The sequence below is a fragment of the Klebsiella sp. HMSC16C06 genome (assembly GCF_001808325.1).
GTDB lineage: Bacteria > Pseudomonadota > Gammaproteobacteria > Enterobacterales > Enterobacteriaceae > Klebsiella > Klebsiella variicola.
In genome coordinates, this window is sequence record NZ_KV793021.1 from 230,543 (window position 1) to 253,613 (window position 23,071).

Consider the following 23,071-nt stretch of genomic DNA (forward strand, 5'->3'; position numbering starts at 1 on the left):
ATGAGAGCTATCACCGCCTTATTACTGCTGTGCGTATCGGCCTTCAGCTTCGCCGCACCGGCGGAAGAACCACAATCGAACGGTAATGACCAGTTAGCCCAGCTGCTGTTTAACGATCCGAACAGCCCGCGTACCGGCGCGAAAGAGCCAAAACTCATAATCGTCTCGTTTACCGATTACAACTGTCCTTACTGCAAACAGTTTGATCCGATGCTGGAAAAAATCGTCCACGATAATCCGGATATTCAGCTCATCGTTAAGCTGCTGCCGTTTAAAGGGCAGAGTTCGGTGAATGCCGCTAAAGCCGCGCTCTCCACCTGGCGTCAACAGCCCGATAAGTTCTGGGCGCTGCATCAGCGGCTGATGGCAAAAAAAGGCTATCACGATGACACCAGTATCGCCGCCGCGCAGAAGAAAACCGCCACCGATAGCGTGAATATTGATGACAAGACCATGGATTCGCTGAAGATGAGCCTGATTTTGTCGCAGGTGCTGAATATTCAGGGCACCCCGGCGACCATCATCGGCGATCAGATGGTGGCCGGCGCGATCCCTGCTGAAGACCTGGAGGGCCTGGTGAAAGAGCAGCTGGCGAAAGCCCGTGGCCAGTAAAATCAGGCGCTGGCTGCGCGAGCTGGCGGTGTGGCTGCTGATTGGCGCGGCGGTGAGCCTGGCGGTGGATTATTTTCGCCAGCCCGCGCTGCCGCAAAACGTCAGCGCCACATCGCTGCAGAGACTCGACGGCAGGACGCTGGATCTGAACGCCATGAGCCAGCAAAAGCCGCTGCTGCTGTACGTCTGGGCGACCTGGTGCGGAGTCTGTCGCTATACCACGCCGTCGGTGGCATCACTTGCCGCCGACGGCGGCAATGTGCTGACGGTAGCCCTGCGTTCCGGCGATAACGCCGCGCTGGAGAAGTGGCTGACCAGGAAGAAAATGACGCTGCCGACGGTGAATGACCCGAGCGGCCAACTGGCGCGGCAGTGGGACATTCGGGTAACGCCAACGCTGGTGGTCATTTCTCAAGGCGAGGTGAAGTCGGTTACCACCGGCTGGACCAGCGGTTGGGGAATGCGCCTGAGGCTGTGGCTGGCCTCCTGGTAGACCGTCGGTTTCCCCGGCTCGCGCTGCGCTTAGCCGGGCTACGGGTAGGCATCGTTGGGTAGCCCGGATAAGGCGTAGCCGCATGCGGGAAGGTTACCCGGCTCGCGCTGCGCTCAGCCGGGCTACGGGTACGCATCGTTGGGTAGCCCGGATAAGGCGTAGCCGCCATCCGGGAAGGTTACCCTGTAGGCCCGGCAAGCGCAGCGCCGCCGGGCAATAGACATCTATGGGTTATTTACCGCCCGCCAGTTCAAGAAAACTGCCCGTCACATACGACGCTTTGTCGCTCAGCAGCCAGGCAATGGCCTGAGCGACCTCTTCCGGCTGGCCGCCGCGCTGCATCGGCAGCGAATTTTTTACCCGGTCCACGCGTCCCGGTTCGCCGCCGGAAGCATGCATCTCGGTATAAATCAGCCCCGGACGCACGCCGTTCACCCGGATCCCTTGCGCCGCCACTTCCAGCGCCAGCCCGGTGGTCAGGGTATCTACCGCCCCTTTCGACGCGGCATAGTCAACGTACTCGCCCGGCGCGCCAAGGCGCGAGGCCGCCGACGACACGTTAACTATCGCCCCGCCCTTGCCGCCATGCCGATGCGCCATGCGCTTTACCGCCTCACGACAACAGAGGAAGTAGCCGGTGACGTTGGTGGCCAGCACGCGGTTAATACGCTCGGCGCTCAGGCTCTCCACCGTACATTGGGTAAACAGGATCCCGGCATTGTTGACCAATGCCGTCAACGGTTCGCCCATGCGGTCAACCGCCTCAAACATCGCCATCACCTGCGCTTCATCGCTGATATCCGCCCGCAGCGCCGTGGCTTTGCCGCCAGATTCAACAATGGTATTGACCACTTCGGTGGCGGCGTTAATGTTGTGATGATAATTAACCGCGACGGTATACCCTTCCTGCGCCAGCAGCAGCGCCGTCGCCCGGCCTATGCCGCGGCTCGCGCCGCTAATCAGAGCTATCGCCATACCTTCCCTCCAAAAAATAAAGGCGCCGCAGCGCCTTTAAAAGTTTAGCTAATTCACCACTTACTGGTATTCGCTCATCGGCACGCAGGAGCAGAACAGGTTGCGGTCGCCGTAGACATCATCCAGACGTTTCACCGTCGGCCAGTACTTGTTGTGCAACCCAGCCGGGAATACCGCCAGCTCGCGGCTGTACGGATGGTTCCACTCGCTCACCAGCTCACCCTGGGTGTGCGGCGCGTTCACCAGCGGGTTGTCTTCCAGCGGCCATTCACCGGCTTTGACGCGGTCGATTTCCGCGCGGATCGCCAGCATGGCGTCAATAAAGCGGTCCAGCTCTACCTTGCTTTCCGATTCTGTCGGCTCAACCATCAGCGTCCCGGCAACCGGGAAGGACATGGTCGGCGCATGGAAACCAAAGTCGATCAGGCGTTTAGCAATATCCAGCTCGCTAATGCCGGTCTCTTCTTTCAGCGGACGAATATCGAGAATACATTCGTGCGCCACGCGACCATCGCGGCCGGTATAGAGCACCGGGTAAGCCTCTTTCAGCCGGGTAGCGATATAGTTGGCGTTAAGGATCGCGTTCTGGCTCGCCTGCTTCAGGCCTTCCGCGCCCATCATGCGGATATACATCCAGCTGATCGGCAGAATGGAAGCGCTGCCGAACGGCGCGGCGGAAACCGCGCCCTGACGGGTCAGCATACCTTCAATCTGTACCACGCTGTGGCCCGGTACAAACGGCGCCAGGTGCGCTTTCACACCGATAGGGCCCATACCTGGACCGCCGCCGCCGTGCGGAATGCAGAAGGTTTTATGCAGGTTGAGGTGCGAAACGTCGGCGCCGATAAAGCCCGGAGAAGTGATCCCGACCTGGGCGTTCATGTTGGCGCCATCGAGATAAACCTGACCGCCGAACTGGTGCACGATCTCGCACACTTCACGGATGGTCTCTTCATACACGCCGTGGGTTGACGGATAGGTGACCATGATGCAGGAGAGATTCGCCCCTGCCTGCTCTGCTTTTTCACGCAGGTCGGCAAGATCGATGTTGCCGTTTTTGTCGCAGGCAACGACCACGACCTGCATACCCGCCATCTGCGCGGAAGCCGGGTTGGTGCCGTGCGCGGAGCTTGGGATCAGGCAGATATCGCGATGGCCTTCGTTGCGGCTTTCGTGATAGTGGCGAATCGCCAGCAGGCCAGCATACTCGCCCTGCGCGCCGGAGTTCGGCTGCATACAGACGGCGTCATAGCCGGTCAGTTTCACCAGCCAGTCAGAAAGCTGGGCGATCATCTGATGATAACCTTCCGCCTGCTCGACCGGACAGAACGGGTGCAGCTCGGCAAATTCCGGCCAGGTGATCGGGATCATCTCCGCCGCGGCGTTCAGTTTCATGGTGCAGGAGCCCAGCGGGATCATCGCCTGGTTCAGCGCCAGATCTTTACGCTCCAGCGCATGCATGTAGCGCATCATCTCGGTTTCGCTATGGTAGCGGTTAAACACCGGATGGGTGAGGATCGCATCGTCGCGCAGCATCGCCGCCGGGATCGAACGGCTATCCAGCGCCACGTCTTTATCCAGGGTATCGATATCCAGACCGTGATCGTCGCCGACGATGGCGCGGAACAGGTTCAGCACATCTTCGCGGGTGGTCGCTTCATCGAGCGTAATGCCAACCGCGCCGTGAATATCGCTACGCAGGTTAATCTGCAGCGCTTCGGCACGCGCCAGCACCGCAGCTTTATCCGCCACTTCGACGCACAGGGTATCGAAGTAGTGCGCATGACGCAGCTTCAGCCCTTTCTTCTGCAGGCCGTCGGCCAGAATATCGGTCAGGCGATGAATGCGGCCAGCGATACGTTTCAGGCCCGCCGGGCCGTGGAATACCGCGTAGAGGCTGGCGATGTTGGCCAGCAGAACCTGCGAGGTACAAATGTTGGAGTTCGCTTTCTCGCGGCGGATATGCTGCTCGCGAGTCTGCATCGCCATGCGCAGCGCGGTATTACCCGCCGCATCTTTCGATACGCCGATAATCCGGCCCGGCATGGAGCGTTTGAATTCATCTTTCGCCGCGAAGAAGGCCGCGTGCGGGCCGCCATAGCCCATCGGCACGCCGAAGCGTTGGGCGGAACCGAAGACAATATCCGCGCCCTGCTTGCCCGGCGCCGTCAGCAGCACCAGCGCCATAAAGTCGGCGGCGACGCTGACAATCACTTTGCGCGCTTTCAGCTCGGCGATCAGTTTGCTGTAATCGTGGATTTCACCGGTGGTGCCCACCTGCTGCAGCAGCACGCCAAAGACATCCTGGTGATCGAGCACTTTGTCGGCGTCATCGACGATCACGTCGAAGCCGAAAGTTTCCGCACGGGTGCGCACCACGTCCAGGGTTTGCGGATGGACATCGGCGGCAACGAAGAAACGGTTGGCGTTCTTCAGTTTACTGACGCGTTTGGCCATCGCCATCGCTTCGGCGGCGGCGGTGGCTTCATCGAGCAGCGAAGCGGAAGCGATATCCAGCCCGGTCAGATCCAGCGTGACCTGCTGGAAGTTGAGCAGCGATTCCAGACGGCCCTGGGAGACTTCCGGCTGGTAAGGGGTATAGGCGGTATACCAGCCCGGGTTTTCCAGCATGTTGCGCTGAATGACCGGCGGCAGCTGCACGGCGGTGTAGCCCATGCCGATGTAAGACTTGAAGCGCTTGTTGCGACCGGCAATCGCCTTCAGCTCCGCCAGCGCGGCGAATTCGGTAGTCGCGTCGCCCACCTGCGGTGGGGTCGCCAGCTGGATATCCTGCGGCACAATCTGGCCAATCAGGGCGTTAAGCGAATCCGCGCCGACGGTCTTCAGCATCTCTTGCTGCTGCTGAGCGTCCGGGCCAATGTGACGTTCAATAAAGGCGTCGCGGTTTTCAAGCTGACTTAAAGTCTGAGTCATGAGCGATGGTTCCTGAAACGTGCGGTGAATCGTGATTGTCTGACTGGTTTGCCCGGCAAGCGCTGATGCTTACCGGGCCAGAATACGCAAAATCATTCGCGTTGCAGGAAGGCGGCGACACAGCGACTCCCCGGGAGCTTACAAAAGTAAGTGACCGGGGGGGAGCCAGGAAGCCAACACCCCTGCAGCGTGAAGGATGAAGCGTATTTATTCGTCTTCCAGTAAAGCTTCATACGCGGCGGCATCCAGCAGCGCGGCAACCTGCGCTTCGTCGCTGGCTTTAATTTTGAAGATCCAGCCGTCGCTGTACGGGTCGCTGTTGACCAGTTCCGGCGAGTCGTTCAGCTCTTCGTTGACGGCAACGATTTCACCGCTAATCGGCGCGTAGATATCAGAAGCCGCTTTCACGGATTCAGCAACGGCGCAATCAGCGCCCGCTTCAACGGTGGCGCCCACTTCCGGCAGGTCAACGAAAACCATGTCGCCCAGCAGCTCCTGCGCATGCTCGGTGATCCCGACGGTATAGGTGCCGTCCGCTTCTTTACGCAGCCATTCGTGTTCTTTGCTGTATTTCAGTTCTGCTGGTACGTTGCTCATCAATTCATCTCCAAAAAAGGGAAATCACACAATGGCTTTGCCATTGCGTACAAAACCAGGTTTAGTCACTTTTACCGGCATTTCACGGTTACGAATTTGCACCACCGCGGTGTCGCCAATCCCGGCCGGTACGCGAGCCAGCGCGATGCTGTAGCCCAGGGTCGGCGAGAAGGTGCCGCTGGTGATAATGCCTTCTTTTTGATTACCGTCGCTATCGGTAAAACGGACCGGCAGGCCGCCGCGCAGGACGCCTTTCTCGGTCATCACCAGGCCAACCAGTTGCTCGGTGCCTTTTTCGCGCTGCATCTCCAGCGCTTCGCGACCGATAAAGTTACGATCGGCGGGCTCCCAGGCGATAGTCCAGCCCATATTCGCCGCCAGCGGGGAGACGCCTTCGTCCATCTCCTGGCCATACAGGTTCATCCCGGCCTCCAGGCGTAGGGTGTCACGCGCGCCGAGACCGCACGGCTTAACGCCGGCATCCAGCAGACCGCGCCAGAAATCAGCGGCCTGCTCGTTCGGCATCGCAATTTCATAGCCCGCTTCGCCGGTATAACCGGTGGTGGCGATAAACAGGTCGCCGGACTGCACGCCAAAGAACGGCTTCATGCCTTCCACGGCCTGACGCTGCGCATCAGTAAACAGCGTCGCCGCCTTCGCTTTCGCCTGGGGGCCCTGCACCGCGATCAGCGACAGATCGTCGCGAACGGTAATTTCAAGGCCGTAAGGTTCAGCTTGCTCGGAGATCCAGGCGAGGTCTTTTTCGCGGGTGGCGGAGTTAACAACGAGGCGGAAATAATCTTCAGAAAGGAAATAGACAATCAGGTCATCGATGACGCCGGCGGAGGCGGTAAGCATTCCCGTGTAGAGCGCTTTGCCTGGGGTGGTCAGCTTCGCCACATCGTTGGCCAGCAAATAGCGCAAGAACTCGCGGATCCGGCTGCCGTGGAAATCGACGATGGTCATATGCGACACATCGAACATCCCTGCATCGCCGCGCACCGCATGGTGCTCATCAATCTGGGATCCGTAATGCAGCGGCATCATCCAGCCATGGAAATCCACCATGCGAGCGCCGCATAGCGTGTGTTGTTCATACAACGGAGTCTGTTGAGCCATCTTTTCCTCATCGAATAAAACGGAACCAGCCACGAGATTGTCGGCGATTTTGCGCCACGAAATTCGGCGACGGCACCGCTGACGGACGCCGACGCAAACGTTCTCTTTTGCCTGAACTTACCACCGAACCCGGCGCTAAACCATAAGCTCATTCAGGGCATCACATTAGCTTATGACTAAAATCCGCCGAAAAGCCTACAGAGTTATTGACTGGAAAAAAGCGATTTATGCCACATAAAATTAACATTAAGCTTTCATCGATAAGGCAATGATGGTGTTTTATGCGATTTTACGGGCCTAATTTCTTTAACAAAAAAAAGAGCGCATTAATAAAACTAATGCGAAAAAAGAGGTGAAATTAGAATATTTCAAATGAGGGAGAAAACCCGGCACGCAGGCCGGGTAAAAGAAGTGTGACGGGGTTAACGTAACCAGGCGGGGAGATCGTTGAGGCCCATCGCCTGACGAATCAACTGCGGTTTTACGCCAGGCAGCGAATCGGCCAGTTTGAGCCCCATGTCGCGGAGGAATTTCTTCGCCGGATGGCTGCCTGAGAACATTTCGCGGAATCCCTGCATACCCGCCAGCATCAGCGCGGCGCTGTGTTTGCGGCTGCGCTCATAGCGGCGCAGGTACAAATGCTGGCCGATATCTTTCCCCTGCGCATGCAGGCGCCTCAACTCGTCGATAAGCTCGGCGGCGTCCATAAAGCCAAGGTTCACCCCCTGCCCGGCCAGCGGGTGGATGGTATGCGCGGCATCGCCAACCAGCGCCAGACGATGGGCGGCGAACTGACGGGCATAGCGGCCGGTCAGCGGGAAGACTTCACGTTCGCTTGCCAGCTGGCAGAGGCCGAGGCAATTATCGAAGGCGATATTCAGCGCCTGGTTGAAGGTGGCTTCATCAGCCTCCTGCATCCGCTTCGCCTCGGCTGGCGATAGCGACCAGACGATCGAGCACAGGTGCGGATCGCTGAGCGGCAGGAAGGCCAGAATACCCTCGCCATGGAACGCCTGGCGTGCCACCGCCTGATGCGGCTCAGCGGTGCGAATCGTCGCCACCAGCGCATGATGGTGGTAATCCCAGAAGGTCAGCGGAATATCGGCCTTATTACGCAGCCATGAATTCGCGCCATCAGCGCCCACCACCAACCTCGCGGTCAACATGCTGCCGCCCTGCAGGCTGAGAAAGGCTTCGTTTTCACCCCACGCCACCTGCTGTAGTTCCGCAGGCGCCAGCAGGGTGACGTCAGCGCAGCGCTGCGCTTTCTGCCACAATGCGTGATGCACCACGGCATTTTCAATAATATGGCCCAGATGGCTAAAGCCCATACTCTGGTCATCGAAGCTAATGCGGCCGAAGCTGTCTTTGTCCCACACTTCCATACCGTGATAGCAGCTGGCGCGCTGGGCGACGATCTCGCGCCAGACATCCAGCTTAGTCAGCAACTTTTCGCTGGCGGCATTGATCGCCGAAACGCGCAGCGCCGGCGGCGCATCGGCGGCCAGAGGCTGCGGCGCTGCTTTCTCCAGCACCGCGACGCGCAGGCCGCTGCCCTGTAAACCGCAGGCTACCGCCAGTCCCACCATTCCACCGCCAACAATGGCAACATCAACACTTTGCACGTTTTACTCCTTAACGGGGAACCCAACCGAGGGTACGCTGCGCCAGCGCATCGCGCGCCGGGGTAAATAAGTCCATGGCCATCAGACCGACGTTGCGCCCCGCCACCAGCGGCGCCCAACGGTTGGCAAACAGATGCACCAGCCCATCGGTGACACCGATAGTGGCGGCTTTATCACCTGCCCGCCGTGCCTGGTAGCGGCACAGCAGGGAATAATCGCCCACATCGTCGCGGGCCACATGCGCATCGGCAAGCATCTCCGCCAGGCTCATCACGTCGCGCAGGCCGAGGTTAAAGCCCTGCCCGGCGATCGGATGCAGCGTCTGCGCCGCATTACCGACCAGCGCCAGGCGATGCGACACCGCACGGGTGGCGGTGGTTAAGGCTAACGGATAGACGCTGCGCTTACCGGCATGGGTAATACGCCCCAGCCGCCAGCCGAATGCCTGCTGTAACGCCTGACAAAAATGTTCGTCAGACCAGCTCTGTACCTCGTCGCGCCGCGACTGCGGATGGCACCACACCAGCGAACAGCGCCCTTGCGACATCGGCAGCATCGCCAGCGGACCATGCTCGGTAAAGCGCTCGAAGGCGCGGCCTTCGTGCGGCAACGCAGTGCTAACGTTAGCAATGATCGCTATCTGCTCATACGGCTGCTGCTGCCAGCTGATGCCGCAGTGAGCGCCCAGCGACGAACGGGAACCGTCCGCCGCCACCAGCAGCTTACCGTTGATGATTTCGCCGCCCTCAAGCGTAAGGCTGACGCTCTCCTCGCGGCGGCTGACCGCTTCCACTTTCGCCGGACAGTGCAGGGTGACGCCCGGCGCCTCGCGCAGCAGGCTAAACAGCCGCTGGCCGACATCGTGGAGTTCAACTACCTGCCCCAGCGCCGACAAGCCGTAATCGGCCGCCGCCAGGTTCACAAAACCAGCGTGACCACGGTCGCTGACGTGGACCCGCTGGATGGGCGTCGCTCGTTTAGCCAGGGTCTGCCAGATACCAATGCGCGCCAGCTGCTGGCAGGTACCGGCCGCCAGGGCAATTGCCCGATCGTCAAAACCGGGATGGCGTGACGAATGCGGATCCTGCGCCTCAATCAGATGGACCGGCAGGGCGCCGCCGGTCAAACGGGAGATGGCCAGCGCGAGCGTCGCCCCGGTCATCCCGCCGCCGACGATCAGCACGCTCATGACTGGCGCGCCGCCGCCATCAGCGCCTCGATCTCATCCGCCTTCTTCACCACGCTGGCGGTGAGATTTTCGTTGCCGTCTTCGGTAATGACGATGTCATCTTCAATACGAATGCCGATGCCGCGATATTGGGCCGGCACGTCGGCATCGGTGGAGATATATAACCCCGGCTCGACGGTCAGCACCATTCCCGGCTCCAGTATGCGCGAACGGTCGGTGTCGTAGTTACCGACATCGTGCACATCCAGCCCCAGCCAGTGGCTCAGGCCATGCATAAAGTACGGACGGTGGGCGTTATTGGCGATGAGCTCGTCAATCTCGCCTTTCAGGATCCCCAGCCGCACCAGGCCGGTAACCATAATGCGCACCACTTCCTGGTTAACCTGATAGATCGAAGTGCCCGGACGATAAAGCTCCAGCGCGGTTTCCAGCGACTCCAGCACGATGTCGTAGATTTCACGCTGCGGTTTGCTGAATTTACCGTTAACCGGGAAGGTGCGGGTGATATCGCCCGCATAGCCGCGGTATTCGCAGCCGGCGTCAATCAGCACTAAATCGCCATCGCGCAGCTCGGATTCGTTTTCGGTGTAGTGCAGAATGCAGCCGTTTTCGCCGCCGCCAACGATGGTGTTATAGGACGGGAAACGCGCGCCGTGGCGGTTGAATTCATGGAGAATTTCGCCTTCCAGCTGATACTCGAATATGCCAGGGCGACATTTTTCCATCGCCCGGGTATGGGCAAGGGCGGAAATTTCGCCGGCGCGGCGCATCACTGCCAGCTCTTCCGCAGATTTAAACAGGCGCATCTCATGCACGATGGGCCGCCAGTCGATGACCGAGTTTGGCGCCTGCAGATTCTGGCGCGAGCCTTTGCGCAGTTTTTCGAGGGCGTTAAACACAATCTCATCGGCATAGGCATATTCGCCCTGGGCGAAGTAGATAGCATCCAGGCCGTTGAGCAGCTGATACAGCTGCTGGTTGATTTCGCTAAACGCCAGCGCACGATCCACACCGAGCTTCGCCGGCGCGGCATCCTGACCCAGACGGCGACCGAACCAGATCTCAGCGGTCAGATCGCGAACCCGGTTAAACAGCACGCTATGATTGTGCGTTTCATCGCTTTTAATCAACACCAGCAGCGCTTCCGGTTCGTTGAAGCCGGTGAAGTACCAAAAATCGCTGTTCTGCCGGTAGGGATATTCCGAATCTGCGCTACGCACCGCTTCCGGTGCGGCGAAAATCAGCGCCGCGCTGCCTGGCTGCATCTGCGCCAGCAGCGCCTGGCGACGCGAGAGAAATTCCTGCTGAGTCATGACGCCCCCTGAACGAATTTTAGTTAGTGTAATGTCGGTTTGCGGACTTCCGGTGCGGTTGGCTGCTGACGAGAAAAAGTGTCGTGGCACAGCAGTGCGGCAACGCGGACATACTCGATAATCTCCTCCAGAGACATCTCCAGCTCTTCCTGATCTTCGTCTTCATCGTAGCCCAACTGGGCAATATTACGCAGATCGTCAATCGCTTCCCCGGTCTCGTCTTTCACTTTATCCAGCTTCGGTTGGCTGACGCCAAGGCCGAGCAGGAAATGGTTGACCCAACCGGCGAGAGCGTCGGCGCGGTCGAAGACGCTTACCGCATCGCCTTCCGGTAGATACAGTTGAAAGAGGAAACCGTCGTCATCCAGTGAATCGCTGATGGCGGAATGCATGTTACGCAGCGCCTGGGCCAGTTCATGACCAAAGGCGAGCCCTTCGTTGGTCAGGTCGTGCACCAGCGGCAGCCAGCTGCTGTCCGTGTTGCCGCCGCACAGCAATCCGCTGATCAAACCGTGCATTTCGGCTGGGGTGAGGCCGACCCCTTGTTGGTTCAGTAACTGGTCTACATCGTTGTAACCAGGCATTTCGTTCTGTATAGACATGCGCATTCGTCATCGTTGGGAGGAATATTCATGATATGCTACCACTTTGGACCCTGGTGAACCAGAAAAGGGCTTGTATCCCTGCACCAGGGTAGCTATAGTGTCGCCCCTTCGCAGACCCAGGCTCGGATGTGAAGGCAGCGCAGTCAATCAGCAGGAAGGTGGCATGTCTGCACAACCCGTAGATCTCCAAATTTTCGGCCGTTCACTGCGAGTGAATTGCCCGCCTGAACAAAGGGATGCCCTGAATCAGGCAGCTGAAGACCTTAATCAGCGGTTGCAAGATTTAAAAGAACGCACTAGAGTCACAAATACTGAGCAGTTGGTCTTCATCGCCGCGTTGAACATCAGCTATGAGTTGACTCAGGAAAAAGCGAAGACCCGCGACTACGCTTCGAGCATGGAGCAGCGCATTCGGATGCTTCAGCAGACCATTGAACAGGCATTGCTTGAGCAAGGTCGCATAAGCGAAAGACCAGGGTCAAAGTTTGAATAACACTTTGCAGTTAACTGTGTTAGAGTAATTCCAGAACAAAATTTCTCTGAGATGTTTGCAAGCGGGCCAGTCCCCTGAGCCGATATTTCATACCACAAGAATGTGGCGCTCCACGGTTGGTGAGCATGCTCGGTTCGTCCGAGAAGCCTTAAAACTGTGACGACACATTCACCTTGAACCAAGGGTTCAAGGGTTACAGCCTGCGGCGGCATCTCGGAGATTCCCTTCTTTAGTTCGCATTATCCCAACACTCCTGTTTTCGGCTGCTGCCGCCCTGTATTACACTTCCTCGTACTGTTTCGCTTGCTCGTAATGAGACCTGTATGACCCTACAGCCTGATATCCCGCTCTCCAGACAGCATATTCGCCAGCAGATCCGCGAGCGTCGCCGCGCGCTCAGCCCGGAGCAACAGCGCCTGTTTGCCCAACAGGCCGCCGAGCGGATGATGGCCTGGCCGCCGGTCGTACTCGCTCATACCGTGGCGCTGTTCCTCTCCTTTGACGGCGAGCTGGACACCCAGCCGCTGATCGACCAGCTCTGGCGCGCCGGCAAACGGGTGTATCTCCCGGTGCTGCATCCGTTTAGCCCCGGAAACCTGTTGTTTTTACACTACCATCCACAGAGCCAACTGATAGTGAATCGCCTGAAAATCCGCGAACCGAAGCTCGATGTGCGGGACGTGCTGCCGCTCGCTGAACTCGATGTGCTGGTGACCCCGCTGGTGGCCTTCGATGTCAGTGGCCAACGGCTGGGAATGGGCGGCGGTTTTTACGACCGGACGCTGCAAAACTGGCAGCAGTATCGCCTGCAGCCGGTAGGCTACGCGCACGACTGCCAGCAGGTGGATAGCCTGCCAAGCGAAGAGTGGGATATCCCGTTACCAGCGGTGATCACCCCGGGAAAAACCTGGAGTTGGTAGGTACGCGAGGACGAGAATTTCAGCCTGGAAAGTATTAACAAAAAAACGGGCAGGTACGCGACCTGCCCGAGAGGCAAAAATAATTAGAACAGCAGACGGGCGCGGATAGTCCCCGGGATCGCTTTCATTGCCTGCAGCGCCTGCTGGGCAACATCTTCTTCCGCTTCAATATCAATAACCACGTAGCCCATCTGCGGCGACGTTTGCAGATACTGCGCGGCAATGTTGATGCTCTGCGCGGCGAAGATCTGGTTGATGGCGGTCAGGACGCCCGGCCGGTTCTCATGGATATGCAGCAGACGGCGGCCGCCATGCAGCGGCAGAGAAACTTCCGGGAAGTTAACTGCCGACAGGGTTGACCCGTTGTCAGAGTACTTCGCCAGCTTGCCAGCCACTTCCAGACCGATGTTCTCCTGCGCTTCCTGGGTCGAACCGCCGATATGCGGAGTCAGGATCACGTTATCAAACTCGCACAGTGGCGAAGTGAAGGGGTCGCTGTTGGTGGCGGGTTCTGTCGGGAAGACGTCGATAGCCGCCCCGGCCAGATGCTTACTCGCCAGCGCATCGCATAGCGCCGGAATATCCACCACGGTACCGCGGGAGGCGTTGATCAGCAGCGCGCCCGGCTTCATCAGCGCCAGCTCTTCCGCACCCATCATGTTTTTGGTGGAGGCGTTTTCCGGAACGTGCAGGCTGACCACATCGCTCATGTTCAGCAGGTCGGAGAGATGCTGAACCTGGGTGGCGTTGCCGAGCGGCAGTTTATTTTCAATATCATAGAAGAAGACATGCATCCCCAGCGATTCCGCCAGAATGCCGAGCTGGGTACCGATATGGCCGTAACCGATAATCCCCAGTTTCTTGCCGCGCGCTTCAAAGCTGCCGACCGCCAGCTTATTCCATACGCCGCGATGCGCCTTGGCGTTGGCTTCCGGCACGCCGCGCAGCAGCAGCAGCAGCTCACCGATGACCAGCTCGGCCACCGAACGGGTATTCGAGAATGGCGCGTTAAACACCGGAATACCGCGCTTCGCGGCGGCGTTCAGATCGACCTGGTTGGTACCGATGCAGAAGCAACCCACGGCAACCAGTTTTTCCGCCGCGGCGAAAATCTCTTCAGTCAGATGGGTACGGGAACGCAGGCCGATGAAATGGGCATCACGGATCGACGCTTTCAGCTGTTCGGAGTCCAGCGCGCCTTTATGAAATTCAATGTTGGTGTAACCTGCTGCGCGAAGGCTATCGATTGCCTTTTGATGCACACCTTCAACCAGCAGAAATTTAATCTTGTCTTTTTCCAGTGATACCTTAGCCATTTCCCCGTCCTGTTTTGTCTTAACTGATGTCGTGCTGAACGAAAGTTCGTCTCAGCAACATATCAAAAAAAACTATCGCGGCAATATGAACGTTTGCGTCGCCGTCCTGAAGAAATGTCATCCAGAGGGAAATGACAGGACAAAACACCAGAAAGAAGATTAATGGTAGCGTGTTAATCAGAATGGTTGCATAAATGTGACAGAAGTCACCAAATTGCACCAGGTGAAAAAATATTTGCGAGGGAGCCGACTGGCTCCCTGCGGACAGACTATTTTACGATGGTTTTCACGCCATCGGCCGTACCGATCAGTGCCACGTCGGCCCCGCGGTTGGCGAACAGCCCTACGGTCACGACGCCAGGGATGCCGTTGATGGCATTCTCCAGCGCGACAGCATCAAGAATTTCCAGGCCATGCACGTCCAGGATGACGTTGCCGTTATCGGTCACCACGCCCTGACGGTACTCCGGACGACCGCCCAGCTTGACCAGTTGACGCGCGACGGCGCTGCGCGCCATCGGAATGACTTCAACCGGCAGCGGGAATGCGCCGAGAATATCAACCTGCTTGGAGGCATCGGCGATGCAGATAAATTTATCGGCGACCGAAGCGATGATCTTCTCACGGGTCAGCGCCGCGCCGCCGCCTTTGATCATTTGCATATGGCCGTTGATCTCATCCGCGCCATCAACATAGATCCCCAGGCGATCGACGCTGTTGAGATCGAAGACGGGGATCCCGAGGCTTTTGAGCTTTTCGGTAGAGGCATCGGAGCTGGAGACCGCGCCTTCAATCTGCCCCTTCATCGTGCCCAGCGCGTCAATAAAATGGGCCGCCGTCGAGCCGGTGCCTACGCCGACAATGGTCCCTGGCTGTACGTATTGCAGCGCCGCCCAACCTACTGCTTTTTTCAGTTCATCCTGCGTCATAATTATGGTCCGAGATGTGAATGCCTGTGGCGCATTATAGAACATCGACAGTGGAAATGTCCCTGCGATGCAGATCACACAACTGAGCAGACCAATTTCGTCTGTATCAAATAAAAATTTATGTCATAGTGCGAGATAACGATTAGTTATGGGGGCACGCCAGAATAATGAAACGACCGGACTACAGGACACTACAAGCGCTGGATGCGGTGATTAGGGAACGAGGATTTGAGCGCGCCGCGCAGAAGCTATGTATTACCCAGTCCGCCGTCTCACAGCGTATTAAGCAGCTGGAAAATATGTTCGGTCAGCCGCTGCTGGTGCGCACCGTGCCGCCACGCCCCACCGAGCAGGGGCAAAAGCTGCTGGCCCTGTTACGCCAGGTTGAACTGCTGGAAGAAGAGTGGCTGGGCGACGAGCAGACCGGCTCCACGCCGCTGCTGTTGTCGCTGGCGGTGAACGCCGACAGTCTGGCCACCTGGCTGCTGCCGGCGCTGGCCAATGTTCTGTCAGACTCCCCTATTCGTCTTAACCTGCAGGTGGAAGATGAAACCCGCACCCAGGAGCGCCTGCGCCGTGGGGAAGTGGTGGGCGCAGTGAGTATCCAGCCGCAGGCGCTGCCAAGCTGCCTGGTGGATCAGCTCGGCGCGCTCGATTACCTGTTTGTCGCCTCAAAAGAGTTTGCGCAACGCTATTTCCCGAACGGCGTGACGCGTTCTGCGCTGCTGAAAGCGCCGGTCGTCGCCTTTGATCATCTGGACGATATGCATCAGGCGTTCCTGCAGCAAAACTTCGACCTGCCGCCGGGTAGCGTCCCCTGCCACATTGTTAACTCATCAGAAGCCTTCGTGCAGCTGGCGCGCCAGGGCACTACCTGCTGTATGATCCCGCATCTGCAAATCGAAAAAGAGCTGAAAAGCGGCGAGCTTATTGACCTCACGCCCGGTCTGTTCCAGCGTCGTATGCTGTACTGGCACCGCTTTGCGCCGGAAAGCCGCATGATGCGCCGGGTGACCGATGCGCTTATTGATTACGGCCACAAAGTGCTGCGCCAGGATTAAATCGCCGGCATAAAAAAAGCCACTTCCCGGAAGTGGCTTTTTTGTTTCTATCGCTTACTGCGCTGGTTTCGGCTCTTCCGCCGGTTTCGCCGGCGCGGCTGGCGCGGCGGCCTGAGCTGGCTGCAGCTCAAAGACCACGTCAACCTGGTCGTCAAACTGGATAGTCGCCTGCTCGTAGGTTTCCTGGGCTGAAACCGGCGCAGCGTCAGCGGCCTTCATCATACGCACCATCGGGCTCGGCTGATAGTTGGAGACGTGGTAGCGCACGCTGTAGACCGGCCCCAGCTTGCTGTGGAAGCCAGCCGCCAGCTCCTGTGCCTGATGCACCGCGTCATCGATCGCCGCTTTACGTGCCTTATCCTTGTAGGCATCCGGTTGCGCAACGCCCAGCGAAACGGAGCGGATTTCGTTCAGTCCCGCCTTCAGCGCGCCGTCCAGCAGGCCGTTAAGTTTATCCAGCTGGCGCAACGTCACTTCCACGGTGCGCACCGCCCGATAGCCTTTGAGAATGCTTTTCCCGTTCTGATAGTCATAATCAGGCTGGGTACGCAGATTCGCAGAGCTAATGTCTTTTTTCGCGATACCGCTCTTTTCAAGGAAAGAGAGATACTGCGCGACGCGATCGTCTGCCTGCTTTTTCGCCGATGCGGCATCTTTCGCCGCGACGTTCACTTCGATCGCCAGGGTGGCAATATCCGGAACCGCGGCAACGCTTGCTGTGCCTGAAGTCACAATGTGCGGACCGTCTGGCAATTCGTTTGCCTGTGCCGCCATTGTGCTAAATCCGAGTGCTGCCGCCAGGGCTAAGACTTTTAACTTCACTGTCGTTTCTCCATGTTACTTAAATCGCCCTTACGGGACGCATGCCAGCAAGCTTAGCGCGTACAGCAGGAAAGTCCATCGGACAACGCTTAGTTGAGCAACGCCAGGATATGGCCAACGCCCTCTTTTGCCAGCTGAAACGCAATAAACCACATGACGGCGCCGACCACAATATTGATGATCCGCTGGGCTTTGGCGGTACGCAGCCGCGGCGCCAGCCAGGCGGCTAACAGCGCCAGGCCAAAGAACCACAGGAAAGAGGCGCTAATGGTCCCCAGCGCAAACCAGCGCTTCGGCTCCACCGCCAGCTGCCCTCCCAGGCTGCCCAGCACCACAAAGGTATCCAGGTAAACATGCGGGTTCAGCCAGGTGACCGCCAGCATAGTTATAATGATTTTCCAGCGCCCCTGCTGCATCACCTCGGCGCTGGCGAGCTCAAGATTCTGACTGAACGCCGTTTTCAGTGCGCCGAAGCCATACCACAACAAAAAGGCCACGCCGCCCCAGGTCACTATCGCCAGCAACCATGGGGATTGCATCAGCAGCGCGCTACCGCCAAAAATACCGGCGCAGATCAACAGCAGGTCGCTGACCGCGCACAGCAGGGCAATCATCAGGTGATACTGACGACGGATCCCCTGATTCATCACAAAAGCATTTTGCGGGCCAAGCGGCAAAATCATTGCCGCTCCCAGGGCAAGGCCCTGAAAGTAATAGGTAAACATAAGGATTTTTCCGCTGTGTTCGAGAGTGGCGCTGACTATAACGCGAATGGATTATTAGCGGAAATTGAAAGTATTAATCATTAATAAGCTAAGCTAATAGTGAGCCATTAAAAAAGGCCGGCATGGCCGGCCTGACTCTGTCAGTGATGATTTACTCTGCTTTTTCCGGCAGTTGTACCACATGAACATCCATCTGCGGATACGGGAAACTGATGCCGTTAGCGTCGAAATCACGCTTAATACGCTCCAGCACGTCCCAGTAGACGTTTTGCAGATCGCTGCTTTTGCTCCACACGCGAACCACGAAGTTCACCGATGAGGCGCCAAGTTCGTTCAGGCGTACGGTCATTTCGCGATCGCGCAGAATACGATCGTCAGATTCGATAATCGAGGTCAGCAGCTGCTTCACCTTGTCGATATCGGCATCGTAGGATACGCCAATGATAAACTCATTGCGGCGCGCCGGTTCGCGGGAGAAGTTAATGATGTTGCCGGCGATGATTTTGCCATTCGGCACCACCACGATTTTGCCGTCTGCGGTACGCAGGGTGGTGGAGAAAATCTGCACGTTCTGCACGGTGCCGGCGATACCGCCGAGATCGACATATTCACCCGCGCGGAACGGGCGGAACATCACCAGTAGTACGCCTGCGGCAAGGTTCGACAGCGATCCCTGCAGTGCTAAACCCACCGCCAAACCGGCGGCACCCAGCACAGCAATGACCGAGGCGGTCTGCACGCCTACCCGGCCCAGGGCGGCAATCAGGGTGAAGGCGATAACCGCGTAACGCACCAGCGCCGAGAGAAAATCAGCAACGGTGGCATCAATCTTACGCGCCAGCATCAGGCGGTTGACGGTGTTAGAGACGATGCGCGCCACGATCATCCCGATGACCAGGATAACGATCGCCGCCACGATGTTGACGGCATAGCTCAGCAGCAGCTCCTGGTTGCGTGCCAGCCACGTCCCGGCGTTGTTGATGCTATCGACAACGTTCAAATCTTCCATTTAACATTCCTTATGAATCCCCGAACGGGGAAGTAAATAACTCAGCCTGCAACAGGGCAGTCAGGTTATAGGGTAAACAATAAGTGCACGTTTTGCCAAATGGATCACAGTTTTCCTGCACGCTATCCTGTTGTTAAAGTAATAAAAAAGCCCGCATTGCTGCGGGCTTCAGGGTAAGAAACAGATTTTTCTTACAGAACGTCGATCGCGTTCAGCTCTTTAAATGCCTGCTCCAGACGGGTCACCATGGAAGTCTGTGCAGCACGCAGCCATACGCGCGGATCGTAGTATTTCTTGTTCGGCTGGTCTTCGCCTTTCGGGTTGCCCAGCTGGCCCTGCAGGTAAGCTTCGTTAGTTTTGTAGTACTGCAGGATACCGTCCCAGGTCGCCCATTGGGTGTCGGTATCGATGTTCATTTTCACTACGCCGTAGCTAACGGAGTCTTTGATTTCCTGAGCGGAAGAACCGGAACCGCCGTGGAAGACGAAGTTCAGGCTGTTGTGCGGCAGGTTGTGTTTCTTGGAAACATATTCCTGAGAGTCGCGCAGGATGGTCGGAGTCAGAACCACGTTACCCGGTTTGTACACGCCGTGTACGTTACCGAAGGAAGCGGCAATGGTGAAGCGCGGGCTGATTTTGCTCAGCTCGGTGTAGGCGTAATCCACGTCTTCCGGCTGAGTGTACAGGGCGGAAGCGTCCATGTGGCTGTTGTCCACGCCGTCTTCTTCGCCACCGGTGCAACCCAGTTCGATTTCCAGGGTCATGTCCATTTTGGCCATGCGCGCCAGGTATTTAGAGCAGATTTCGATGTTTTCGTGCAGGGACTCTTCAGACAGGTCGATCATGTGAGAAGAGAACAGCGGTTTACCGGTAGCAGCGAAGTGTTTTTCACCGGCGTCCAGCAGACCGTCGATCCACGGCAGCAGTTTCTTCGCGCAGTGGTCAGTGTGCAGGATAACCGGCACGCCGTAGTGCTCAGCCATCTGGTGCACGTGGTGCGCACCAGAGATAGCGCCGAGGATAGCAGCACCCTGAGGAACGTCAGTTTTCACGCCTTTACCTGCGATGAACGCGGCGCCGCCGTTAGAGAACTGAACGATAACCGGAGAGCGAACTTTCGCAGCAGCTTCCAGAACGGCGTTGATGGAGTCAGTACCTACGCAGTTTACCGCCGGCAGTGCAAAGTTGTTTTCTTTCGCTACCTGGAACACTTTCTGAACGTCGTCGCCAGTGATGACGCCCGGTTTTACGAAATCAAAAATTTTAGACATGTTACTTAGTCCTGTATCTGTATCTTCGACCGTTGAAGAAGGTTCGCGAGCCCTTAAGCGCGCTGAAAAACAGGCGGGTTTCCCCGCCTGAACTGAATTACTGCTTAGCGCGCTCTTCGAGCATCGCTACTGCCGGCAGGACTTTGCCTTCGACGAATTCAAGGAATGCGCCGCCGCCAGTGGAGATGTAGGAGATTTTGTCAGCGATGCCGAACAGGTCGATCGCTGCCAGGGTGTCACCGCCGCCGGCGATGGAGAAACCTTCGCTGTCCGCGATAGCGTTAGCCACGATTTCAGTCCCTTTACGGAAGTTCGGGAATTCGAATACGCCAACCGGGCCGTTCCACAGGATGGTTTTGGCGTTTTTCAGGATGTCGGCCAGTTTCTGTGCGGAAACGTCGCCAAGGTCCAGAATCTGCTCGTCATCTTTGATGTCGTTAACAGATTTCAGGGTTGCCGTTGCGGTTTCGGAGAACTCGGTCGCGACGCGAACGTCAGTCGGAACCGGGATATCACAGGTGCTCAGCAGGCGCTTAGCTTCATCAACCAGGTCTGCTTCGTACAGGGATTTACCGACGTTGTGGCCCTGGGCAGCAACGAAGGTGTTGGCGATACCGCCGCCGACGATCAGCTGGTCAGCGATTTTAGACAGGGAATCCAGCACGGTCAGTTTGGTGGACACTTTAGAACCACCCACGATAGCGACCATCGGACGAGCCGGCTCTTTCAGCGCTTTACCCAGCGCGTCCAGTTCAGCGGCCAGCAGCGGGCCTGCGCACGCCACGTCAGCAAATTTGCCGATGCCGTGGGTGGAAGCCTGCGCGCGGTGCGCAGTACCGAAAGCATCCATCACGAACACGTCGCACAGCGCGGCGTATTTTTTGGACAGCGCTTCGTCGTCTTTTTTCTCGCCTTTGTTGAAGCGAACGTTTTCCAGAACCACCAGCTCACCGGCAGCCACTTCCACGCCATCCAGGTAGTCTTTAACCAGACGTACCGGGTTGGACAGTTTGTCTTTCAGGTAATTAACAACCGGCAGCAGAGAGAATTCTTCGTTGTACTCGCCTTCGGTCGGACGACCCAGGTGAGAAGTAACCATGACTTTCGCGCCCTGCTTCAGCGCCAGTTCAATGGTCGGCAGAGATGCACGGATACGTGCGTCGCTGGTTACTTTCCCGTCTTTAACTGGTACGTTCAGATCCGCACGGATAAAAACGCGTTTACCAGCCAGATCCAGATCGGTCATCTTAATTACAGACATGGTGAATCCTCTCGTTGATTCATAAAGTTTTGTCGACGTTTATGCGTCGAACCTGAAACCAATAGCCGCCATCGCTAACGTCGTGTCGAGCATTCGGTTAGCAAAGCCCCATTCGTTATCGCACCAGACCAGCGTTTTGATCAGATGCGCGCCACTGACCCGGGTTTGCGTGCCATCAACAATAGCACTGTGCGGATCGTGGTTAAAATCTGTCGAGACCAACGGTAATTCCGTATAGTCAACTATACCATGAAATGCACCTTGTGCTGCTTTTTGCAGCAACTGGTTGACTTCACATGCTTTTACCGGTTTTTTCACCGTCACGCTCAGGTCAATTGCCGTCACGTTTATCGTCGGCACCCGCACGGCAATCGCTTCAAAACGGTCATTAAACTGCGGGAAAATACGGGTGATCCCTGCCGCCAGTTTGGTATCCACCGGAATGATCGACTGGCTGGCCGCGCGGGTACGCCGCAGATCCGGATGGTAGGCGTCAATCACCTGCTGGTCATGCATCGCCGAATGAATGGTGGTGACGGTGCCGGACTCAATGCCATAGGCATCATCTAACAGTTTAATGATCGGAATAATGCAGTTGGTGGTGCAGGAGGCGTTGGAGACAATGCGGTGCTCGGCGCGGAGCTCATCCTGATTGACGCCATAGACCACCGTCGCGTCGAGATCGTTGCCGCCAGGATGGGAGAAGAGCACTTTCTTCGCGCCAGCCTGCAGATGGGCTTCGCCGTGTTCACGACTCCCGTATACGCCGGTGCAGTCGAGCACCACGTCTACCGCCAGCTCGCGCCACGGCAGCGCCGCAATGGTCGGCTCGTGTAGCAGGCGGATGGCATCATCGCCAACAAACAGCTGTTCGCGCTCCTGACGGACATCCCACGCGAAGCGGCCATGGCTGGTATCATATTTCAACAAATGCGCGATCCCTGCCGCATCCGCCAGCTCATTGATTGCCACCACGGTGATTTCCGCACGACGCCCGGACTCATATAGCGCACGAACCACGTTGCGTCCAATACGACCGAAGCCATTAATCGCGATGCGAATGGTCATAGATCTCCTGCAAGGCTGACCCTTTTTTGAGGTGGCTGACAGAGTAATCCAGCAACGCTCTGAGGGGAACCTTACCAGCTGCAAACTGCGACTGATTGATTAATTGTCGAACATTTAAACGACTGAAACGCTTCAGCTAGAATAAGCGAAACAAGGAATAAAAGGAATGTTTGTCCAGCGCAATAAACCAGCTATATGACTTGCGTCACATTTCCTTTGGAATAATTCACAGGGTGGTTACATGTTCGAAGAATAGTGCATACAAAAAGCCGGGTGGCGAGGTAACAGCAAAACGGTAACCCAGGGGTTACCGTTTTTGGGGTTTGCACCCTCTCCTGTGGGAGAGGGTTGGGGTGAGGGCATCAGCCCGCACCGTACCAGCCATTACAGCAGCGCTTTCGCTTTAGCGACCACGTTGTCGACGGTGAAGCCGAACTCTTCGAACAGCTGCTCAGCCGGCGCAGACTCACCGAAGGTGGTCATGCCAACGATAGCGCCGTTCAGGCCAACGTATTTGAACCAGTAGTCCGCGATACCGGCTTCTACCGCGACGCGGGCAGAAACGGCTTTCGGCAGTACGGATTCGCGATAAGCGGCATCCTGCTTGTCGAACGCGTCGGTGGACGGCATGGAGACCACGCGCGCCTTCACGCCTTCGGCAGTCAGTTTGTCCCACGCGGCAACCGCCAGCTCTACTTCTGAACCGGTGGCGATGAAGATCAGCTCCGGCTGGC

General features: G+C 57.5%; 22 protein-coding genes and 1 other RNA gene. 6 read left to right on the forward strand and 17 right to left on the reverse strand.

What is annotated here, in order from left to right; translation table 11 throughout:
- Complete coding sequence (locus HMPREF3142_RS23805) at nucleotides 1-612, forward strand: DsbA family protein (protein WP_060619867.1); 612 nt, start codon at nucleotides 1-3, stop codon at nucleotides 610-612.
- Entirely contained in the window at nucleotides 602-1,105 is a 504-nt protein-coding gene (locus tag HMPREF3142_RS23810; RefSeq protein ID WP_070612788.1) for a protein disulfide oxidoreductase, read from the forward strand. Before HMPREF3142_RS23805 ends, HMPREF3142_RS23810 begins: the two co-directional genes overlap by 11 nt.
- Before the next feature lie 231 nt (nucleotides 1,106-1,336).
- Here the strand turns inward: HMPREF3142_RS23810 and HMPREF3142_RS23815 are convergent, their stop codons facing one another.
- The 8 genes from HMPREF3142_RS23815 to HMPREF3142_RS23850 all read right to left on the reverse strand — a co-directional run bounded on the left by HMPREF3142_RS23815 (nucleotide 1,337) and on the right by HMPREF3142_RS23850 (nucleotide 11,459).
- A complete protein-coding gene (locus HMPREF3142_RS23815; RefSeq protein ID WP_008806437.1) occupies nucleotides 1,337-2,080 on the reverse strand; it encodes an SDR family oxidoreductase in 744 nt (247 codons plus the stop codon).
- A gap of 60 nt (nucleotides 2,081-2,140) precedes the next feature.
- A complete protein-coding gene (gene gcvP / locus HMPREF3142_RS23820; protein WP_012540583.1) occupies nucleotides 2,141-5,014 on the reverse strand; it encodes an aminomethyl-transferring glycine dehydrogenase in 2,874 nt (957 codons plus the stop codon).
- Nucleotides 5,015-5,221: 207 nt separating this feature from the next.
- The gene (gcvH, locus tag HMPREF3142_RS23825) at nucleotides 5,222-5,611 is read right to left on the reverse strand and encodes a glycine cleavage system protein GcvH (RefSeq protein ID WP_020077973.1); all 390 of its coding nucleotides are present in this window, start codon (nucleotides 5,609-5,611) and stop codon (nucleotides 5,222-5,224) included.
- 24 nt (nucleotides 5,612-5,635) lie between these two features.
- A complete protein-coding gene (gene gcvT, locus HMPREF3142_RS23830; protein ID WP_008806440.1) occupies nucleotides 5,636-6,730 on the reverse strand; it encodes a glycine cleavage system aminomethyltransferase GcvT in 1,095 nt (364 codons plus the stop codon).
- 422 nt (nucleotides 6,731-7,152) lie between these two features.
- Complete coding sequence (gene ubiI, locus HMPREF3142_RS23835) at nucleotides 7,153-8,355, reverse strand: FAD-dependent 2-octaprenylphenol hydroxylase (RefSeq protein WP_048964941.1); 1,203 nt, start codon at nucleotides 8,353-8,355, stop codon at nucleotides 7,153-7,155.
- A 10-nt stretch (nucleotides 8,356-8,365) separates the two neighbouring features.
- A complete protein-coding gene (ubiH, locus tag HMPREF3142_RS23840) occupies nucleotides 8,366-9,544 on the reverse strand; it encodes a 2-octaprenyl-6-methoxyphenyl hydroxylase (protein WP_008806442.1) in 1,179 nt (392 codons plus the stop codon).
- Complete coding sequence (gene pepP, locus HMPREF3142_RS23845; protein WP_070612790.1) at nucleotides 9,541-10,857, reverse strand: Xaa-Pro aminopeptidase; 1,317 nt, start codon at nucleotides 10,855-10,857, stop codon at nucleotides 9,541-9,543. The genes ubiH and pepP overlap by 4 nt, the downstream gene beginning before the upstream one ends.
- Before the next feature lie 23 nt (nucleotides 10,858-10,880).
- Nucleotides 10,881-11,459 carry a YecA/YgfB family protein gene (locus HMPREF3142_RS23850; protein ID WP_008806444.1) on the reverse strand — a complete coding sequence of 193 codons (579 nt, stop codon included), beginning with the start codon at nucleotides 11,457-11,459 and terminating at the stop codon, nucleotides 10,881-10,883.
- Between the two features lie 166 nt (nucleotides 11,460-11,625).
- Here HMPREF3142_RS23850 and zapA point away from each other — a divergent pair, with 166 nt between their 5' ends.
- The 3 genes from zapA (at nucleotide 11,626) to HMPREF3142_RS23865 (ending at nucleotide 12,875) form a co-directional block, all read left to right on the forward strand.
- A complete protein-coding gene (gene zapA, locus HMPREF3142_RS23855) occupies nucleotides 11,626-11,955 on the forward strand; it encodes a cell division protein ZapA (protein WP_004205298.1) in 330 nt (109 codons plus the stop codon).
- 40 nt (nucleotides 11,956-11,995) lie between these two features.
- Nucleotides 11,996-12,179: non-coding RNA, 6S RNA (ssrS, locus tag HMPREF3142_RS23860), on the forward strand.
- A 99-nt stretch (nucleotides 12,180-12,278) separates the two neighbouring features.
- Nucleotides 12,279-12,875 (forward strand): 5-formyltetrahydrofolate cyclo-ligase, encoded by a 597-nt coding sequence (locus HMPREF3142_RS23865; protein WP_012967234.1) that lies wholly within the window; start codon nucleotides 12,279-12,281, stop codon nucleotides 12,873-12,875.
- Nucleotides 12,876-12,958: 83 nt separating this feature from the next.
- Here HMPREF3142_RS23865 and serA read toward each other — a convergent pair whose 3' ends face one another.
- Both serA and rpiA read right to left on the reverse strand, forming a co-directional pair.
- The gene (gene serA / locus HMPREF3142_RS23870) at nucleotides 12,959-14,191 is read right to left on the reverse strand and encodes a phosphoglycerate dehydrogenase (protein ID WP_008806446.1); all 1,233 of its coding nucleotides are present in this window, start codon (nucleotides 14,189-14,191) and stop codon (nucleotides 12,959-12,961) included.
- 269 nt (nucleotides 14,192-14,460) lie between these two features.
- Nucleotides 14,461-15,120: a ribose-5-phosphate isomerase RpiA gene (gene rpiA / locus HMPREF3142_RS23875; RefSeq protein ID WP_008806447.1), complete on the reverse strand. Its 660-nt coding sequence runs from the start codon at nucleotides 15,118-15,120 to the stop codon at nucleotides 14,461-14,463.
- A gap of 167 nt (nucleotides 15,121-15,287) precedes the next feature.
- Here rpiA and argP point away from each other — a divergent pair, with 167 nt between their 5' ends.
- Entirely contained in the window at nucleotides 15,288-16,181 is an 894-nt protein-coding gene (argP, locus tag HMPREF3142_RS23880; RefSeq protein ID WP_008806448.1) for a DNA-binding transcriptional regulator ArgP, read from the forward strand.
- Between the two features lie 54 nt (nucleotides 16,182-16,235).
- On the opposite strand, the gene HMPREF3142_RS23885 is transcribed toward argP, so the two are convergent.
- From HMPREF3142_RS23885 to HMPREF3142_RS23915, 7 genes are all read right to left on the reverse strand, one after another.
- Nucleotides 16,236-17,003 carry an oxidative stress defense protein gene (locus HMPREF3142_RS23885; RefSeq protein WP_012967233.1) on the reverse strand — a complete coding sequence of 256 codons (768 nt, stop codon included), beginning with the start codon at nucleotides 17,001-17,003 and terminating at the stop codon, nucleotides 16,236-16,238.
- An 89-nt stretch (nucleotides 17,004-17,092) separates the two neighbouring features.
- Nucleotides 17,093-17,728, reverse strand: coding sequence for an arginine exporter ArgO (gene argO / locus HMPREF3142_RS23890; protein WP_008806450.1), 636 nt, complete (start codon nucleotides 17,726-17,728; stop codon nucleotides 17,093-17,095).
- 151 nt (nucleotides 17,729-17,879) lie between these two features.
- On the reverse strand, nucleotides 17,880-18,737 hold the full coding sequence (locus tag HMPREF3142_RS23895) for a small-conductance mechanosensitive channel MscS (RefSeq protein WP_012967232.1): 858 nt from the start codon (nucleotides 18,735-18,737) through the stop codon (nucleotides 17,880-17,882).
- A 191-nt stretch (nucleotides 18,738-18,928) separates the two neighbouring features.
- Nucleotides 18,929-20,008 (reverse strand): class II fructose-bisphosphate aldolase, encoded by a 1,080-nt coding sequence (gene fbaA, locus HMPREF3142_RS23900; RefSeq protein ID WP_008806452.1) that lies wholly within the window; start codon nucleotides 20,006-20,008, stop codon nucleotides 18,929-18,931.
- 97 nt (nucleotides 20,009-20,105) lie between these two features.
- Entirely contained in the window at nucleotides 20,106-21,269 is a 1,164-nt protein-coding gene (pgk, locus tag HMPREF3142_RS23905) for a phosphoglycerate kinase (RefSeq protein ID WP_008806453.1), read from the reverse strand.
- A 39-nt stretch (nucleotides 21,270-21,308) separates the two neighbouring features.
- Nucleotides 21,309-22,337, reverse strand: coding sequence for an erythrose-4-phosphate dehydrogenase (gene epd / locus HMPREF3142_RS23910; protein WP_004205289.1), 1,029 nt, complete (start codon nucleotides 22,335-22,337; stop codon nucleotides 21,309-21,311).
- 384 nt (nucleotides 22,338-22,721) lie between these two features.
- Nucleotides 22,722-23,071 (reverse strand): transketolase-like TK C-terminal-containing protein (locus HMPREF3142_RS23915; protein WP_323807204.1); only part of this gene is annotated, 350 nt, incomplete at its 5' end.

Coding starts and splice junctions, on each gene's coding strand:
- HMPREF3142_RS23805 (WP_060619867.1), top strand. CDS start 1: ATGAGAGCTATCACCGCCTTATTACTGCTGTGCGTATCGGCCTTCAGC.
- HMPREF3142_RS23815 (WP_008806437.1), bottom strand. CDS start 2,080: ATGGCGATAGCTCTGATTAGCGGCGCGAGCCGCGGCATAGGCCGGGCG.
- gcvP (WP_012540583.1), bottom strand. CDS start 5,014: ATGACTCAGACTTTAAGTCAGCTTGAAAACCGCGACGCCTTTATTGAA.
- gcvH (WP_020077973.1), bottom strand. CDS start 5,611: ATGAGCAACGTACCAGCAGAACTGAAATACAGCAAAGAACACGAATGG.
- gcvT (WP_008806440.1), bottom strand. CDS start 6,730: ATGGCTCAACAGACTCCGTTGTATGAACAACACACGCTATGCGGCGCT.
- ubiH (WP_008806442.1), bottom strand. CDS start 9,544: ATGAGCGTGCTGATCGTCGGCGGCGGGATGACCGGGGCGACGCTCGCG.
- pepP (WP_070612790.1), bottom strand. CDS start 10,857: ATGACTCAGCAGGAATTTCTCTCGCGTCGCCAGGCGCTGCTGGCGCAG.
- HMPREF3142_RS23850 (WP_008806444.1), bottom strand. CDS start 11,459: ATGTCTATACAGAACGAAATGCCTGGTTACAACGATGTAGACCAGTTA.
- zapA (WP_004205298.1), top strand. CDS start 11,626: ATGTCTGCACAACCCGTAGATCTCCAAATTTTCGGCCGTTCACTGCGA.
- HMPREF3142_RS23865 (WP_012967234.1), top strand. CDS start 12,279: ATGACCCTACAGCCTGATATCCCGCTCTCCAGACAGCATATTCGCCAG.
- serA (WP_008806446.1), bottom strand. CDS start 14,191: ATGGCTAAGGTATCACTGGAAAAAGACAAGATTAAATTTCTGCTGGTT.
- rpiA (WP_008806447.1), bottom strand. CDS start 15,120: ATGACGCAGGATGAACTGAAAAAAGCAGTAGGTTGGGCGGCGCTGCAA.
- argP (WP_008806448.1), top strand. CDS start 15,288: ATGAAACGACCGGACTACAGGACACTACAAGCGCTGGATGCGGTGATT.
- argO (WP_008806450.1), bottom strand. CDS start 17,728: ATGTTTACCTATTACTTTCAGGGCCTTGCCCTGGGAGCGGCAATGATT.
- HMPREF3142_RS23895 (WP_012967232.1), bottom strand. CDS start 18,737: ATGGAAGATTTGAACGTTGTCGATAGCATCAACAACGCCGGGACGTGG.
- fbaA (WP_008806452.1), bottom strand. CDS start 20,008: ATGTCTAAAATTTTTGATTTCGTAAAACCGGGCGTCATCACTGGCGAC.
- pgk (WP_008806453.1), bottom strand. CDS start 21,269: ATGTCTGTAATTAAGATGACCGATCTGGATCTGGCTGGTAAACGCGTT.
- epd (WP_004205289.1), bottom strand. CDS start 22,337: ATGACCATTCGCATCGCGATTAATGGCTTCGGTCGTATTGGACGCAAC.